At 43.9% G+C, this 14,901-nt stretch carries 14 protein-coding genes; 13 read left to right on the top strand and 1 reads right to left on the bottom strand.

Translation table 11 applies throughout. The features are described from left to right. Nucleotides 1–114: 114 nt before the first annotated feature. From yiaK to araD, 9 genes are all read left to right on the top strand, one after another. On the top strand, nt 115–1,113 hold the full coding sequence (gene yiaK, locus A4G13_RS09140; RefSeq protein WP_041639426.1) for a 3-dehydro-L-gulonate 2-dehydrogenase: 999 nt from the start codon (nt 115–117) through the stop codon (nt 1,111–1,113). Nucleotides 1,114–1,216: 103 nt separating this feature from the next. Then, on the top strand, nt 1,217–1,678 hold the full coding sequence (locus A4G13_RS09135) for a NanQ anomerase/TabA/YiaL family protein (RefSeq protein WP_090655340.1): 462 nt from the start codon (nt 1,217–1,219) through the stop codon (nt 1,676–1,678). 9 nt (nt 1,679–1,687) lie between these two features. Beyond that, a complete protein-coding gene (locus tag A4G13_RS09130; RefSeq protein ID WP_011199236.1) occupies nt 1,688–2,170 on the top strand; it encodes a TRAP transporter small permease in 483 nt (160 codons plus the stop codon). Beyond that, nucleotides 2,167–3,444, top strand: coding sequence for a TRAP transporter large permease subunit (locus A4G13_RS09125; RefSeq protein WP_011199235.1), 1,278 nt, complete (start codon nt 2,167–2,169; stop codon nt 3,442–3,444). The genes A4G13_RS09130 and A4G13_RS09125 overlap by 4 nt, the downstream gene beginning before the upstream one ends. Before the next feature lie 74 nt (nt 3,445–3,518). Continuing rightward, entirely contained in the window at nt 3,519–4,505 is a 987-nt protein-coding gene (locus A4G13_RS09120; protein ID WP_090655337.1) for a TRAP transporter substrate-binding protein, read from the top strand. A gap of 64 nt (nt 4,506–4,569) precedes the next feature. Beyond that, on the top strand, nt 4,570–5,559 hold the full coding sequence (locus A4G13_RS09115) for a TRAP transporter substrate-binding protein (RefSeq protein WP_090655334.1): 990 nt from the start codon (nt 4,570–4,572) through the stop codon (nt 5,557–5,559). A 131-nt stretch (nt 5,560–5,690) separates the two neighbouring features. Continuing rightward, nucleotides 5,691–7,148 carry an FGGY-family carbohydrate kinase gene (locus A4G13_RS09110; RefSeq protein ID WP_090655330.1) on the top strand — a complete coding sequence of 486 codons (1,458 nt, stop codon included), beginning with the start codon at nt 5,691–5,693 and terminating at the stop codon, nt 7,146–7,148. Between the two features lie 48 nt (nt 7,149–7,196). After that, the gene (locus A4G13_RS09105; protein WP_090655327.1) at nt 7,197–8,057 is read left to right on the top strand and encodes an L-ribulose-5-phosphate 3-epimerase; all 861 of its coding nucleotides are present in this window, start codon (nt 7,197–7,199) and stop codon (nt 8,055–8,057) included. After that, nucleotides 8,051–8,743, top strand: coding sequence for an L-ribulose-5-phosphate 4-epimerase (gene araD / locus A4G13_RS09100; protein ID WP_090655324.1), 693 nt, complete (start codon nt 8,051–8,053; stop codon nt 8,741–8,743). The genes A4G13_RS09105 and araD overlap by 7 nt, the downstream gene beginning before the upstream one ends. A gap of 75 nt (nt 8,744–8,818) precedes the next feature. On the opposite strand, the gene ilvC is transcribed toward araD, so the two are convergent. Further along, nucleotides 8,819–10,300, bottom strand: coding sequence for a ketol-acid reductoisomerase (gene ilvC, locus A4G13_RS09095; RefSeq protein WP_090655321.1), 1,482 nt, complete (start codon nt 10,298–10,300; stop codon nt 8,819–8,821). 209 nt (nt 10,301–10,509) lie between these two features. Here ilvC and ilvY point away from each other — a divergent pair, with 209 nt between their 5' ends. The 4 genes from ilvY to oadA all read left to right on the top strand — a co-directional run bounded on the left by ilvY (nt 10,510) and on the right by oadA (nt 14,890). After that, nucleotides 10,510–11,403, top strand: coding sequence for an HTH-type transcriptional activator IlvY (gene ilvY / locus A4G13_RS09090; RefSeq protein ID WP_090655318.1), 894 nt, complete (start codon nt 10,510–10,512; stop codon nt 11,401–11,403). A 121-nt stretch (nt 11,404–11,524) separates the two neighbouring features. Further along, entirely contained in the window at nt 11,525–12,631 is a 1,107-nt protein-coding gene (gene dprA / locus A4G13_RS09085; RefSeq protein WP_090655315.1) for a DNA-processing protein DprA, read from the top strand. Nucleotides 12,632–12,793: 162 nt separating this feature from the next. Then, complete coding sequence (locus tag A4G13_RS09080) at nt 12,794–13,060, top strand: oxaloacetate decarboxylase subunit gamma (RefSeq protein WP_090655311.1); 267 nt, start codon at nt 12,794–12,796, stop codon at nt 13,058–13,060. 21 nt (nt 13,061–13,081) lie between these two features. Continuing rightward, nucleotides 13,082–14,890: a sodium-extruding oxaloacetate decarboxylase subunit alpha gene (gene oadA / locus A4G13_RS09075; RefSeq protein WP_011199223.1), complete on the top strand. Its 1,809-nt coding sequence runs from the start codon at nt 13,082–13,084 to the stop codon at nt 14,888–14,890. Nucleotides 14,891–14,901: the final 11 nt, after the last annotated feature.

Below are 14,901 nucleotides of genomic sequence, written 5' to 3'. Positions count from 1 at the left end.
AGATCTAGTTCACAAATTAAACAATTTATTCTTAACTTTATCTCTCTTGAAACATATCATAATGAATATGGAATCCAATTTCAATATATGAAACGCATAAGCGGGAGAGCAAAAATGAAAGTATCTTATGAAGAATTAAAATCAGAGTTTAAAAGAGTTTTATTATCACGTAACGTCCGCGAAGACATTGCGGAAGAATGTGCAACGGTATTTGCCGATACCACACAGGCGGGGGCTTATTCGCACGGCGTGAACCGTTTTCCCCGTTTTATCCAGCAATTGGAAAACGGCGATATTAAACCTGAAGCTCAACCGACCAAAGTACTTTCATTAGGTGCGATTGAACAATGGGACGCTCATCAGGCAATCGGTAACCTAACCGCCAAAAAAATGATGGACCGAGCTATGGAATTGGCGTCTCAAAACGGTGTGGGAATTGTAGCGCTACGTAATGCCAACCACTGGATGCGCGGCGGTTCATACGGCTGGCAAGCGGCCGAAAAAGGTTATATCGGTATCTGCTGGACAAATGCGCTTGCGGTTATGCCGCCTTGGGGAGCAAAAGAATGCCGTATCGGTACCAACCCGCTAATCGTTGCGGTACCGACAACGCCAATCACCATGGTGGATATGTCTTGTTCTATGTATTCCTACGGGATGTTGGAAGTTCACCGTTTGCAAGGTCGCCAAACATTCGTGGATGCGGGTTTTGACGATAATAATAATCCGACCCGTGATCCGGCAACCGTTGAGAAAAACCGTCGCTTAATGCCGATGGGATTCTGGAAAGGTTCCGGTTTATCCATCGTATTGGATATGATTGCAACCCTGCTTTCTAACGGTGAGTCAACAGCCGCCGTCACCGAAGATAAAGATGACGAATATTGCGTATCGCAAGTATTTATTGCCATCGAAGTGGATCGTTTAATCGACGGCAAAACAAAAGATGAAAAACTTAACCGCATTATGGATTATGTAAAAACCGCCGAACCGGTGGATCCGAATCAACCGGTACGTTTGCCGGGCCATGAATTCACCACAATCCTGGCGGATAATAAAGCGAACGGTATCCCTGTGGACGATACGGTTTGGGCTAAGTTGAAATCTCTTTAATATTTTCGTTCCTTTCCCGTTTACGGGAAGGGAACGATATGTTTTCGGAATAACACATTTTTTCTTTACCTGATACGGTAATTTCATAGTTCAGAGGTATTCAATGATTTTCGGTCATATTGCAAAGGTCAATCCCAAACAGTATCCGCAAGCGATTCGGTTCGCATTGGATTATTTAGCCAAAACGGATTTCGATTCCATGGAAGTGGGGCGTTATCCGTTAAAAGGCGATAAAATTTACGTCCAAGTTTTAGATTTGGAAACCAAGCCAAAAGCCGAATATTTGCCGGAAGTGCACCGCAATTATCTTGACGTCCAATATTTACATTCTGGTACGGAGATTATGGGGGTGTCAACCGACTTAGGCAACAATGCCGTCGCCGTTGAATACAATCCGGAACGGGATATTTTATATTATGCCGAGGCTGAAAATGAGCAGGAATTACATTGTCAGCCGGGAAATTTTGCGGTGTTTTTTCCGGAAGACGCACATAGAGCGGCTATTTATAACGGTTCTGAAAAGATACGTAAAATAGTGGTTAAGATTGCCATGAGCGAAATTTAGGAGTTATCTATGAAAGCCTTAGCTCAATTTGTCGGGAAAGCCATTGAGACCATTTGCGTCATCATTTTAGCAACAATGTCCGTCTTGGTTTTCCTGAATGTCGTATTACGTTACGGATTCAATAGCAGTATCAATATTACCGAAGAAGTCTCCCGCTATATGTTTGTATGGCTGGCTTTTTTAGGCGCCATTCTTGCTTTTAATGAAAATCAACATGTTAGCGTTACGGTGTTTGTTGAAAAACTTTCTCCGTCAGCTAAAAAGTTACTCCATCTTATTACGGATGTAATCATGCTGTTTTGTTGCTACCTTATCGTAGACGGCAGCTGGATCCAGTTTAATTTAAATCTGAATAATCTTGCACCTATATCCGGTTTACCTCAGGGCATTACCTATCTTGCCAGTACGGTAGCCGGTTTTTCTATCGGAATCTTAATTTTGGCCCGTATTGCAACCAATATTGCAGCCTTGGTTAAAGGAGAAACAAAATGACGGTCGTAATTTTTCTTGCTGTTTTATTAGGTGCAATTATTTTAGGTATTCCTGTCGCCTTCTCATTGCTTGTGTGCGGTGTAGCGTTAATGGTTCACCTGGATTTATTCGATTCGCAAATTTTAGCCCAACAAATCGTGAGCGGTGCGGACAGTTTCTCCCTGATGGCGATTCCGTTCTTTATTCTTGCCGGCGAGCTGATGAATGAAGGGGGCTTATCCAAACGAATTATTGATTTACCGATGAAGCTTGTCGGTCATAAACGCGGCGGATTAGGCTTCGTTGCCATCCTTGCCGCCATGATTATGGCGAGTCTTTCCGGTTCTGCGGTGGCGGATACGGCAGCGGTTGCCGCTATGTTGTTGCCGATGATGAAAACCACCGGTTATCCGGAAGCCCGTTCCGCCGGTTTAATCGGTACCGCAGGGATTATTGCGCCGATTATTCCGCCGTCCATTCCTTTTATCGTTTTCGGGGTGGCCAGCGGCGTATCTATCACCAAATTATTCATGGCCGGTATTTTCCCGGGCATTATGATGGGTATTTGCTTAGGCATGCTTTGGTGGTGGCAGGCAAAACGCTTAAATTTAATGACCTTTTCCAAAGCCACCAGACAAGATCTCTGTATCTCCTTTAAAAACAGTATCTGGGCATTATTATTACCTGTCATTATCATCGGCGGATTCCGTACCGGCATCTTTACTCCGACCGAAGCCGGTGCTGTGGCGACTTTCTATGCTTTGGTCGTTTCAATGTTTATTTATCGCGAATTAAAATTCAAAGATCTTTATAAAGTGCTGTTGGCCGCTGCTAAAACAACCGCAGTGGTGATGTTCTTGGTTGCCGCCGCCAACGTTACCGGCTGGTTAATCACCGTTGCCGAATTACCGGCCATGTTAACCGAGTTACTCGAACCTTTACTTGGTAATCCGACGGTCTTATTGCTTGTTGTGATGTTAGCGGTATTTGTTATCGGTATGGTAATGGACTTAACCCCGACCGTGTTGATCTTAACCCCGGTATTAATGCCGTTAATTGAAGAAGCGGGAATCGACCCGGTGTATTTCGGCGTACTATTTATCCTAAATACATCCATCGGCTTAATTACACCGCCCGTGGGCAACGTATTAAACGTGATTACGGGTGTGTCTAAACTTCCGTTTGACCAAGCGGCGAAAGGCATCTTCCCGTATTTAATCATGATGATTTTATTGCTTTTATTATTTGTATTCGTTCCTTCACTTATTCTCGTTCCATTAAGTTGGATGTTGTAAAAAATACTCGGGTATAGGGCAGCCTATACCCACAATAAACAATTTAAATTTACCCACAACTCTAGGAGAATCCTATGAAACTTTTTAATTTAAAAACTTTAGCTACATTAGTCGCAGGTGTTGCCCTTATGTCTGCCACTGCGCAAGCTGAAATTTCATTACGTTTCGGTTATGAAGCGCCTCGCTCGGATACTCAACATATCGCGGCGAAAAAATTTGCAGAGTTACTTAAAGACAAAACTAAGGATGAAATCAAATTAAAACTTTTCCCTGACAGCACCTTAGGTAACGCCCAAACCATGATCAGCGGCGTTCGCGGCGGTACCATCGACCTTGAAATGTCCGGTTCGCCGAACTTTACGGGTTTAGAACCTAAATTAAACGTTATCGATATTCCGTTTATCTTTAAAGATCGTGAGCATGCTTTCAAAGTGTTAGACGGTGAAATCGGTCAAGGGTTGTTGAAAGACCTAGAATCTCAGGGCTTAAAAGGCTTGGCTTATTGGGATGTCGGTTTCCGTGCTTTCTCTAACTCAAAACATACGGTGACCAAACCGGAAGACATCAAAGGCTTAAAAGTGCGTACCAACCAAAACCCAATGTACATTGAAGCCTTCTCATTATTAGGCGGTAACCCGGTGCCAATGCCGTTATCCGAACTATACACCGCATTGGAAACCCGCGCGGTGGATGCGCAAGAACATCCGATCGGTATTTTCTGGTCGTCAAAACTGTATGAAGTACAAAAATTCTTAAGTTTGACCAATCACGGTTACACCCCATTAATTGTGGTGATGAACAAAGCAAAATTTGATGGGTTATCACCGGAATTACAACAAGCCGTGTTAGATTCCGCGAAAGAAGCCGGTGCTTTCCAACGTCAATTAAATATCGACAATGAAAAAGAAATCATCAGCAAAGTGCGTAAAGAAGGCGTAGAGGTCACCGAACAAATTGATCAGGCACCGTTCAAAGCCGTGATTGAAGAAAAAGTGCGTAAAACCTTTATTGATAAATACGGTAAAGATTTAGTTGAAAAAATCGACGCTTTAGCGCAATAACCTGCCTGAATAAGCGGTGACGGAATGTTGCCGCTTTTCCGCCTTATGAATGTAGGAGTATGTAATGAAATTATTCTCTCTTAATAAATTATCCGCACTTATCGCAGGCGTCGCTTTATTATCCGCCGTGACGGCGCAGGCGGAAACCGCCTTACGCTTTGGTTATGAAGCGCCGCGTAGCGATACGCAGCATATCGCCGCCAAAAAATTTAACGACTTATTAAAAGAAAAAACCAACGGCGAAATCAAATTGAATTTATTTCCCGACAGCACCCTAGGCAATGCGCAAACCATGATCAGCGCAGTACGCGGCGGGACGGTGGATTTGGAAATGTCCAGTTCCTCTAACTTTACCGGATTGGTTTCCGAATTAAACGTTATCGATATTCCGTTTATCTTTAAAGATCGCACTCACGCTTACCAGGTATTGGACGGCGAAATCGGCCAAAAATTATTATCTCAGCTGGATGCGCACGGGCTGAAAGGTATTGCGTTCTGGGAAGTGGGCTTCAGAGGCTTCACCAATTCCAAACATCCGGTGACTAAACCGGAAGATATTAAAGGATTAAAGGTCCGCACCAACCAAAATCCGATGTACATCAAAGCGTTCAGTATTTTAGGCGCTAATCCGGTACCAATGCCGTTGTCCGAACTTTATACCGCCTTAGAAACCAAAGCGGTAGATGCACAGGAACACCCGATCGGTATTGTTTGGTCGTCAAAACTGTATGAAGTACAAAAATATTTCAGCTTTACCAACCATGGCTACACCCCGTTAATCGTGGTGATGAACAAAGCAAAATTTGACGGACTTTCGCCGGAACTGCAAAAAGCCATTGTGGATGCCGCGCAGGAAGCGGGTAAATATCAACGTCAGCTTAATTTAGACAACGAGCAGGGCATCGTCGAAAAAATGAAAAAAGCCGGCATTGAATTTGTGGATAATTTGGATACCGCACCCTTTAAAGCAGCGGTGGAACAGGAAACCCGTAAAGCCTTTATTGATGCGAACGGCGACAGCTTAATCAAACAAATTGACGCCTTAGGCAAATAACAACCCCAAAAAAGTGCGGTTAAAAAATTTCGAATTTTTGACCGCACTTTTTGAGTCTGTTTATCTTTCATAACCTATAGCAACGAAGTTTATGAAAGATAAACAGACCCTAATGACAGAAGGATAAGATCATGAATTACTACCTTGGTATAGATTGCGGCGGCACCTTTGTCAAAGCCGCTTTATTTGATGAAACGGGCAATTTGCAGGGTATCGCCCGCGAAAACGTGCCTGTGATTAGCGATAAAGCCGGTTATGCGGAACGGGATATGCCGCAGCTTTGGCAGGTATGTGCCGAAGTGGTACGCAAAGCTATTGCCGAGAGTAAAATTTCTCCCGATTTAATCAAAGGGGTCGGCATTTCGGCACAAGGCAAAGGCGCGTTTCTGTTGGATCAAAACCAACAGCCCTTAGGCCGTGCAATTTTATCTTCCGACCAGCGTTCCTTAGACATTGTGAAACAATGGCAAAAAGAGGGCATTCCCGAAAAACTCTATCCGTTTACCCGCCAAACTTTGTGGACGGGGCATCCCGTTTCTATTTTGCGCTGGGTAAAAGAGCACGAACCCGAGCGTTACGCCCGCATCGGCTCGGTGCTGATGTCCCACGATTATCTTCGTTTTTGTTTAACCGGTGAATTGCATTGTGAAGAAACCAATATTTCCGAATCCAATCTCTACAATATGGAGAAAGGGGAATACGACCCGGTTTTAGCGGATTTATTGGGATTGGAAGGCATCATTGAAAAATTGCCACCGGTGATTCAATCAAACCGGATTGCCGGCTATGTCACGGAACAAGCCGCCAAGGTTTCCGGTTTAGCGGTGGGAACACCGGTGGTCGGCGGTTTATTTGACGTGGTTTCTACCGCACTTTGTGCCGGTTTGGAAGACGAAACCAAACTGAATACGGTTTTCGGCACCTGGTGTGTAGTCAGCGGTATTACCGATCATATCGACCCGAACCAATCCCTGCCTTTCGTTTATGGCCGTTATGCGGAAGAAAACAAATTTATCGTACACGAGGCCAGCCCGACCTCCGCCGGAAATTTAGAATGGTTCGTCAAACAATGGAATCTGGATTATCAACGGATTAACGAAGAAATTGCCGCCCTACCGCCGGCCGCCAGTTCCGTATTATTCGTACCGTTTTTATACGGCTCGAATGCCGGCTTAGGCATGCAGGCGGGCTTTTACGGTATTCAATCGCATCATTGCCAGGCACACTTATTGCAGGCCATTTATGAAGGCGTATTGTTCAGTTTGATGTATCATTTGGAACGTATGCTCAAGCGTTTCCCTGCAACCAATGTGTTGAGAGTAACCGGCGGTTCGGCAAAATCAGAAATATGGATGCAAATGTTAGCGGACTTTACCAGCATGACTCTAGAAATTCCCGAAATTGAAGAAACCGGCTGTTTAGGCGCCGCCGTAATTGCTATGCAGGCATTGAATAACAATTTGACGGTTACGGAAATTTTAAACAAAGGTCTTAAAGTCGTTCGTCCTAATCCGGATAACTTTGACCTTTATCAAAAAAAATATCAGCGTTATGTGACATTAACCGCAGCATTAAAAGCAATGCTTTAGTATAATTTATAAACAATATTCATTTAAAAAGACCGAAGGAGTCTATTAATGAGAAAACACAAATTAGGTATTTATGAAAAAGCGTTACCGAAAGGAATCAGCTGGCAGGATCGGTTATCTATCGCCAAAGCCTGCGGTTTTGATTTTGTCGAAATTTCAATTGATGAGACCGACGAGCGACTTGCCCGTTTAGACTGGACGCTGGAACAGCGTATCGAGTTAGTGTCCGCCATCATTAAAACCGGCGTTACCATTCCTTCCATGTGTTTATCCGGACATCGCCGTTTCCCCTTTGGCAGCCATGACGAAGTCACACGCCAAAAAGCTTATGAAATTATGGAAAAAGCCATTAAATTAGCGGTGGATTTAGGCATTCGAACCATTCAACTGGCCGGTTACGACGTCTATTACGAAGAACAGGACGAAGGCACATTACAACGTTTCCGGGAAGGTATGGAATGGGCGACGGAATTAGCCGCCAGCAATGAAGTCACCCTGGCGGTAGAAATTATGGATACCAAATTCATGAGCTCTATCAGCCGCTGGAAAAAATGGGATGAAATCATTAAATCGCCGTGGTTTACGGTTTATCCGGATGTGGGCAATCTGTCCGCCTGGAATGACAATGTGGAAGAAGAGCTGACCCTCGGCATGGATAAAATTTCCAAAATCCATTTAAAAGATACTTACAAAGTGACGGAAAGCTGTAAAGGACAGTTCCGTGACGTACCTTTCGGCGAAGGTTGTGTGGATTTTGTTAATGTATTCCGCATTTTGGATAAACTGAATTATCGCGGAGCATTTTTAATCGAAATGTGGACGGAAAAATCAGACGAGCCGATTGCCGAAATCATCAATGCTCGTCGCTGGATTGAACAAAAAATGAAAGAAGGTGGTTTTCAATGTTAAAAGAGTTAAGAGAACGTGTACTGCAAGCTAATCTTGAGTTGCCGAAACACAAATTAATTACCTTTACCTGGGGTAATGTGAGCGAAATTGACCGCGAAAAAGGTTTAGTCGCCATCAAACCTTCAGGGGTGGATTACGATGTGATGACCGTTGATGATATCGTGATTGTGGATTTGGACGGCAATCACGTTTGGGGCGATAAAAAGCCTTCGTCAGATACGGCGACCCATTTAGAGCTTTATCGCCAATTCCCTGAAATCGGCGGCATCGTACATACCCATTCCCGTCATGCTACCGCCTGGGCGCAAGCGGGTGAAGATCTGATTGCCTTAGGTACCACCCACGGCGACTATTTCTACGGCGCAATTCCTTGCACCCGCAAAATGACAGCGGAGGAAATTGCCGGCGAATACGAACTGGAAACGGGAAAAGTGATTGTGGAAACTTTCCGTGAACGCGGCATTAACCCGACGGATATTCCGGCGGTATTGGTGAATTCCCATGGTCCGTTCGTATGGGGCAAAGACGGTTTCAATGCCGTACATAATTCGGTGGTATTGGAAGAAATTGCTTATATGAACGCATTCAGTAAGCTTATCCGCCCGAATGTACAACCTATGCAACAAGAATTGCTGGATAAACATTATCTGCGTAAACACGGCAAAAATGCCTATTACGGTCAGTAATCCGTAATCATAGATAAGAAAACACCGTTTGCGGTTAAACCTGCAAACGGTGTTTTCTTATTTAAAAATTATTAATTAACCTTGAGATGAAATACGTTTCATATCCGTCATATAACCGCGTAATTCCTGACCGATTAATTCAACCGGGTGGTTACGGATCGCGTCGTTGATATCACGTAAATAAACATTATCTATTTCAGCCGCCGGAGTCGGTTCGCCTAAGTCGCCGCGTTTTAATTGAGACACGATTTCTTTAGCAAGAATAGGTGTCGCCACGTTAGAGAATAAGTAGTTACCGTATTCCGCCGTATCTGAAATTACTACGTTCATTTCGTATAAACGTTTACGGGCGATAGTGTTTGCAATTAACGGTAATTCGTGTAACGACTCATAATAAGCGGATTCTTCGTAAATACCGCTTGCAACCATCGCATCAAACGCCATTTCAACGCCGGCTTTAACCATAGCTACCATTACGACGCCGTTATCAAAATATTCTTGTTCGGAAATTTTGATGCCGTCCGCTTTTGGTGCGTTTTCGAAAGCGGTTTTACCTGTCGCTTCACGCCATGCGAACAAATCTTTATCGCCGTTTGCCCAGTCTGCCATCATAGTTGCTGAGAACTCACCGCTGATGATGTCATCCATATGTTTTAAATATAAGAAGTTCAAATGTTCTTTGATTTCTTCCGCTAATTCAAACGCACGGATTTTCGCACTGTTTGACAGGCGATCCATCATTAAAGTGATACCGCCTTGTTTTAAGGCCTCGGTAATAGTTTCCCAACCGTATTGGATTAATTTACCTGCGTAGGCCGGATCTTTACCGTCCGCTACCAATTTGTCGTAACATACGATTGAACCCGCTTGTAACATACCGCAAAGAATGGTTTGTTCACCCATTAAGTCGGATTTCACTTCCGCTACGAACGAAGATTCCAATACGCCGGCACGGTCGCCACCGGTAGCGCTTGCCCATGCTTTGGCAATCGCCATACCCTCGCCTTTAGGATCGTTTGCCGGGTGAACCGCGATTAATGTCGGCACACCGAAACCGCGTTTGTATTCTTCACGCACTTCCGTACCCGGACATTTCGGCGCCACCATTACCACAGTGATATCTTCACGAATTTGTTCGCCTACTTCAACAATGTTAAAACCGTGCGAGTAACCGAATGAAGCGCCTTGTTTCATTAACGGCATGACATCCGCCACCACTTTGCTGTGTTGTTTATCCGGCGTTAAATTAACCACCAAATCCGCAGTCGGAATTAATTCTTGATAAGTACCTACTTTAAAACCGTTTTCCGTTGCGCGTTGGAATGAAGCGCGTTTTTCAGTAATAGCTTCAGGGCGTAATGCATAGCTGATATCCAGCCCTGAATCACGCATATTTAAACCTTGGTTTAAGCCTTGCGCACCGCAACCGACAATTACGATTTTCTTGCCTTTTAAGAAATTGCAACCGTCAGCGAATTCGCTGCGTTCCATAAAACGGCAACGACCTAATTGATCTAATTTTTGACGTAAGTTTAATGTATTGAAATAGTTAGACATTTTTTAATCCTTTAGTCAGGTTGTTAAATGAATTGTATTATGTTTTGTTTGCATACTGCGTTGTTATATTGTTATGGCAAACGATTATACGCTTTTTTAATGTTGCGTAAATTGATATTATTGAAACCTAATATTGCATATACCGCAATAAATTACCGCTAGGGAAAACCGTTAATTCATCAAAAATCAAGCACATGAGGAAAAAGCCCATGGAATTTAATGAACTCAAATTATTTCTGCATCTGGCGGAATCGCAAAATTTCAGCCGTAGCGCCGCACAAAACCATATGTCCACCTCAACGCTTTCCCGCCAGATTCAGCGTATGGAAGACGAATTGGGCGAGCCGTTGTTTTTACGGGATAACCGCAGAGTTCAGCTTACGGAGTGCGGTGAAAAATTTAAGATTTTTGCCCAACAAAGCTGGAATCAATGGCAACATTTCAAACAACAAATTCATCATAATGAAGACGAATTAAACGGTGAATTAAAAGTATTTTGCTCGGTAACGGCGGCGTACAGCCACCTTCCTCAGGTGTTAGAAAAATTCCGCCTTCGTTATCCTAAAGTGGAAATTAAATTAATGACCGGCGATCCCGCCCTTGCTTTACATCAAGTGCAAAGCCAACAGGTTGATCTATCCCTTTCCGGGCGCCCGCTGCATTTACCGAACAGCATAAAATTTCATTATATTGACGATATCAGCCTTTCCTTAATTGCGCCGCGAATCGCCTGCCCGGCAACTCAGTTATTACAACATTCGCCCATTGACTGGCAACGGATTCCGTTTATCTTGCCGGTGGAAGGGCCCGCGCGCCAACGCATTGACCAGTGGTTCCGCCAGCAGAAAATCAAACACCCGAAAATTTATGCCACCGTAGCCGGGCATGAAGGTATCGTTTCTATGGTGGCGTTAGGTTGCGGTTTAGCCTTACTGCCCGATGTCGTAATAAAAAACAGCCCGATGAATTCTCAGGTTTCCTCATTAACGCTGGATATTCCGGTAGAACCCTTTGAACTTGGTGTCTGCGTGCAGAAAAAAAGCCTGGAACTACCTTTAATAAAGGCCTTCTGGGATAGTTTGCAAACGGAAAATGCCGGATAAATTTCATAATTTTTCGAGCCGTATCGCAAAATTCGTTTTTATTTACAACAAAAACTTAGTAAAAAATGACCGCACTTTATAATTTCGTTCAGGCAATTAGGCTAAAAAGTGCGGTCATTTTATGGATAATTTTACTCAAACCCTATTACGTTTATACCAAGTACCGAAATTGGGCGCTGCGACAATTCAGCAATTATTGGCACAATATTCTGCAGAACAATTGCGCGAATTTGATGCCGCCGAATGGCGTAAAATCGGTTGGAACGATCAACAAATCCAAACTTGGCTTAACCCGAATATGCGTTATTTAGAACCGGCGTTGCGCTGGAATGAACAGCCCGAACAACACATTCTGCATTACCGGCAGGAAAATTATCCCGAATTATTAAAGCAAATCCACAGCGCACCACCACTGTTATTTATTAAAGGCAACCCGGAACTTTTAACACAGCCGCAAATTGCCATCGTAGGTAGCCGGAATTGCTCGGATTACGGCGAATATTGGGCAAAATATTTTGCTTCGGAACTTTCAGCGACCGGGTTTGTTATTACCAGCGGGCTGGCATTAGGCATTGACGGATTCTGCCACCAAGCGACAGTTGAGCAACAAGGGCAAACTATTGCGGTATTAGGCAGCGGCTTACAGCACATTTATCCTGCCAGACATAAAAAACTCGCCCGCCGTATTATTGAAACGAACGGTGCTCTCGTTTCTGAGTTTTTTCCGACTCATCCGCCGATAGCGGAAAATTTCCCGCGCCGCAACCGCATTATAAGTGGTCTCTCTCTTGCTACTCTTATTGTAGAAGCCACGGAACGCAGCGGTTCATTGATTACCGCACGCTACGCCTTAGAACAGAACCGAGAAGTGTTTGCCATTCCCGGCAATATTCAAAATCAATACAGCCAAGGTTGCCACACATTAATAAAGCAAGGGGCAATGCTTGTGGAACGAATCTCGGATATTCTCGAAAATCTACCGCACTTTTCAATAAATTACCGTCCGCCGGCAAAAGTACGCTCGCAGGTACAAACCGCTCAACTGGCTGCACCCGAAGTGCAGGTCAGTTATCCTGAATTATATAAACATATTTCGTCTTTGCCGATAAGTATTGATGACTTAATAAATGCCACAGGATTAAACGTCAATGAATTACTAGTACAATTACTGGAATTAGAATTGCAGAATTTGATTTGCCAACAAAACGGGCTATACCAACGGAATTAGTATAATTATTAATCAAAATTTCATGAAATAATACAATTTAAAAAATTTATCACCTTTAATATTAATAAATTTTGATTAAATCGCTCACTCTGTGATCTATTTCACCTTTTTGTTACTTAAAAATAGGTAATATATGTAAGCTTGTTTTAAGAGAGGTACCACATGACAGAAACAGAGCTTTTTAAAGAAGGGTTAAACCTTATGTTTTCGGGGATGGGATTTGTAATTACATTTTTACTTATTCTTATCTGGGCAATTGGAATCGTTTCAAAACTAATCAATACATTCTTCCCGGAACCTATCCCGGTCGCACAAGCGAAAAAAACCGTTACCCCAACCCAATCCGCTGTAGTCGATGATATCGAGAGACTTCGTCCCGTTATCGTAGCGGCAATAGCACATCATCGCCGTACTCAAGGCTTAAATTAATTAGAAATATAGGATTTTGTTATGACTAAAAAAATTAAATTTACAGATGTTGTTCTTCGTGATGCACACCAATCTCTTTTTGCAACACGCTTACGTCTTGATGATATGCTCCCGATTGCCGCCGAGCTTGATAAAATCGGTTATTGGTCTTTAGAAGCCTGGGGAGGCGCAACTTTTGACTCCTGTATCCGTTTCTTAGGTGAAGATCCTTGGGTACGTTTGCGTGAGTTGAAAAAAGCAATGCCGAAAACTCCGCTGCAAATGTTATTACGCGGTCAAAACTTACTAGGTTATCGTCATTATGCCGATGACGTAGTGGATAAATTCGTAGAACGTTGCGTTGCAAACGGTATGAGCGTATTCCGCGTATTCGACGCCTTAAATGACCCCCGCAATATGCAACAAGCCTTAACCGCAGTGAAAAAACAAGGTGGTCACGCACAAGGTACCTTAAGTTATACAACAAGCCCCGTTCATACTTTAGATACGTGGTTAAACGTCACCGAGCAATTGCTTGAGATAGGTATTGACAGCTTAGTCATTAAAGACATGTCCGGTATTTTAAATCCAATGGCGGCCGGCGAATTGGTCGGTGCGATTAAAGGCAAATTCGGCGATGATGTTGAACTCCACTTACATTGCCACTCTACGACAGGTATGGCGGAAATGGCATTATTAAAAGCCATTGAAGCGGGTGCCGACGGTATTGATACTTCTATTTCTTCTATGTCCGGCACTTACGGTCATCCGGCAACCGAATCTTTAGTAGCGACATTGCAAGGTACCGAATACGATTCAGGTTTGGATATTCCTAGCCTTGAGAAAATTGCCGCATATTTCCGCGACGTGCGTAAAAAATATGCCAAATTCGAAGGTCAATTACGCGGTATCGACAGCCGTATTCTGGTCGCTCAAGTACCGGGCGGTATGCTGACTAATCTTGAAAGCCAATTAAAACAACAAAATGCGGCGGACAAGTTAGATGCGGTATTACAAGAAATTCCACGTGTTCGTGAAGATCTCGGTTATATTCCGTTGGTTACGCCAACCTCTCAAATCGTGGGTACTCAATCCGTTATCAACGTGTTAATGGGCGAACGTTACAAAACTATCGCAAAAGAAACCGCAGGTATTCTCAAAGGCGAATACGGTCGCACGCCGGCTCCGGTTAATGCCGAATTACAGGCCCGCGTATTGGAAGGTAATCAACCGATTACCGACCGCCCGGCTAATCATATTGCACCGGAAATGGATAAATTAGCGGCGGAAGTAAAACAACAAGCGGCGGAAAAAGGCATTAAATTGGCTGAAAATGAAATTGACGATGTATTAATCGTTGCTCTGTTCCCGCAAATCGGCCTTAAATTCTTAGAAAATCGCGGCAACCCGGCTGCATTCGAACCGGTTCCGACCGCTGAACAGGCTCCGGCTAAAGCTGCCGCTCCGGTCGCGCCAAAAGCACAATCCGGAGCGGCGGTTTATACCGTCGAACTTGAAGGTAAAGCCTTTGTGGTGAAAGTAAGCGAAGGCGGCGATATCACTAATATTGCGCCGACCCAAACATCTAACGCTGTTCCTGCACCGCAAGCGGCTCCGGTTGCGGCACCTGCATCAGGCGGCACACCGGTCACCGCGCCTATGGCGGGTAACATCTGGAAAGTGGTTGCTACCGAAGGTCAAAAAGTGGCGGAAGGCGATGTATTGTTAATTCTTGAAGCAATGAAAATGGAAACTGAAATTAAAGCGGCTCAAGCAGGTACGGTACAAGGTATCGCAGTCAAAGCAGGTGATGCTGTTGCAGTAGGCGATACATTAATGACTTTAGCTTAAGAAGGTGGTAA

This window comes from Basfia succiniciproducens, assembly GCF_011455875.1.
GTDB lineage: Bacteria > Pseudomonadota > Gammaproteobacteria > Enterobacterales > Pasteurellaceae > Basfia > Basfia succiniciproducens.
This window is presented reverse-complemented; position numbering and strand designations above follow the sequence as displayed.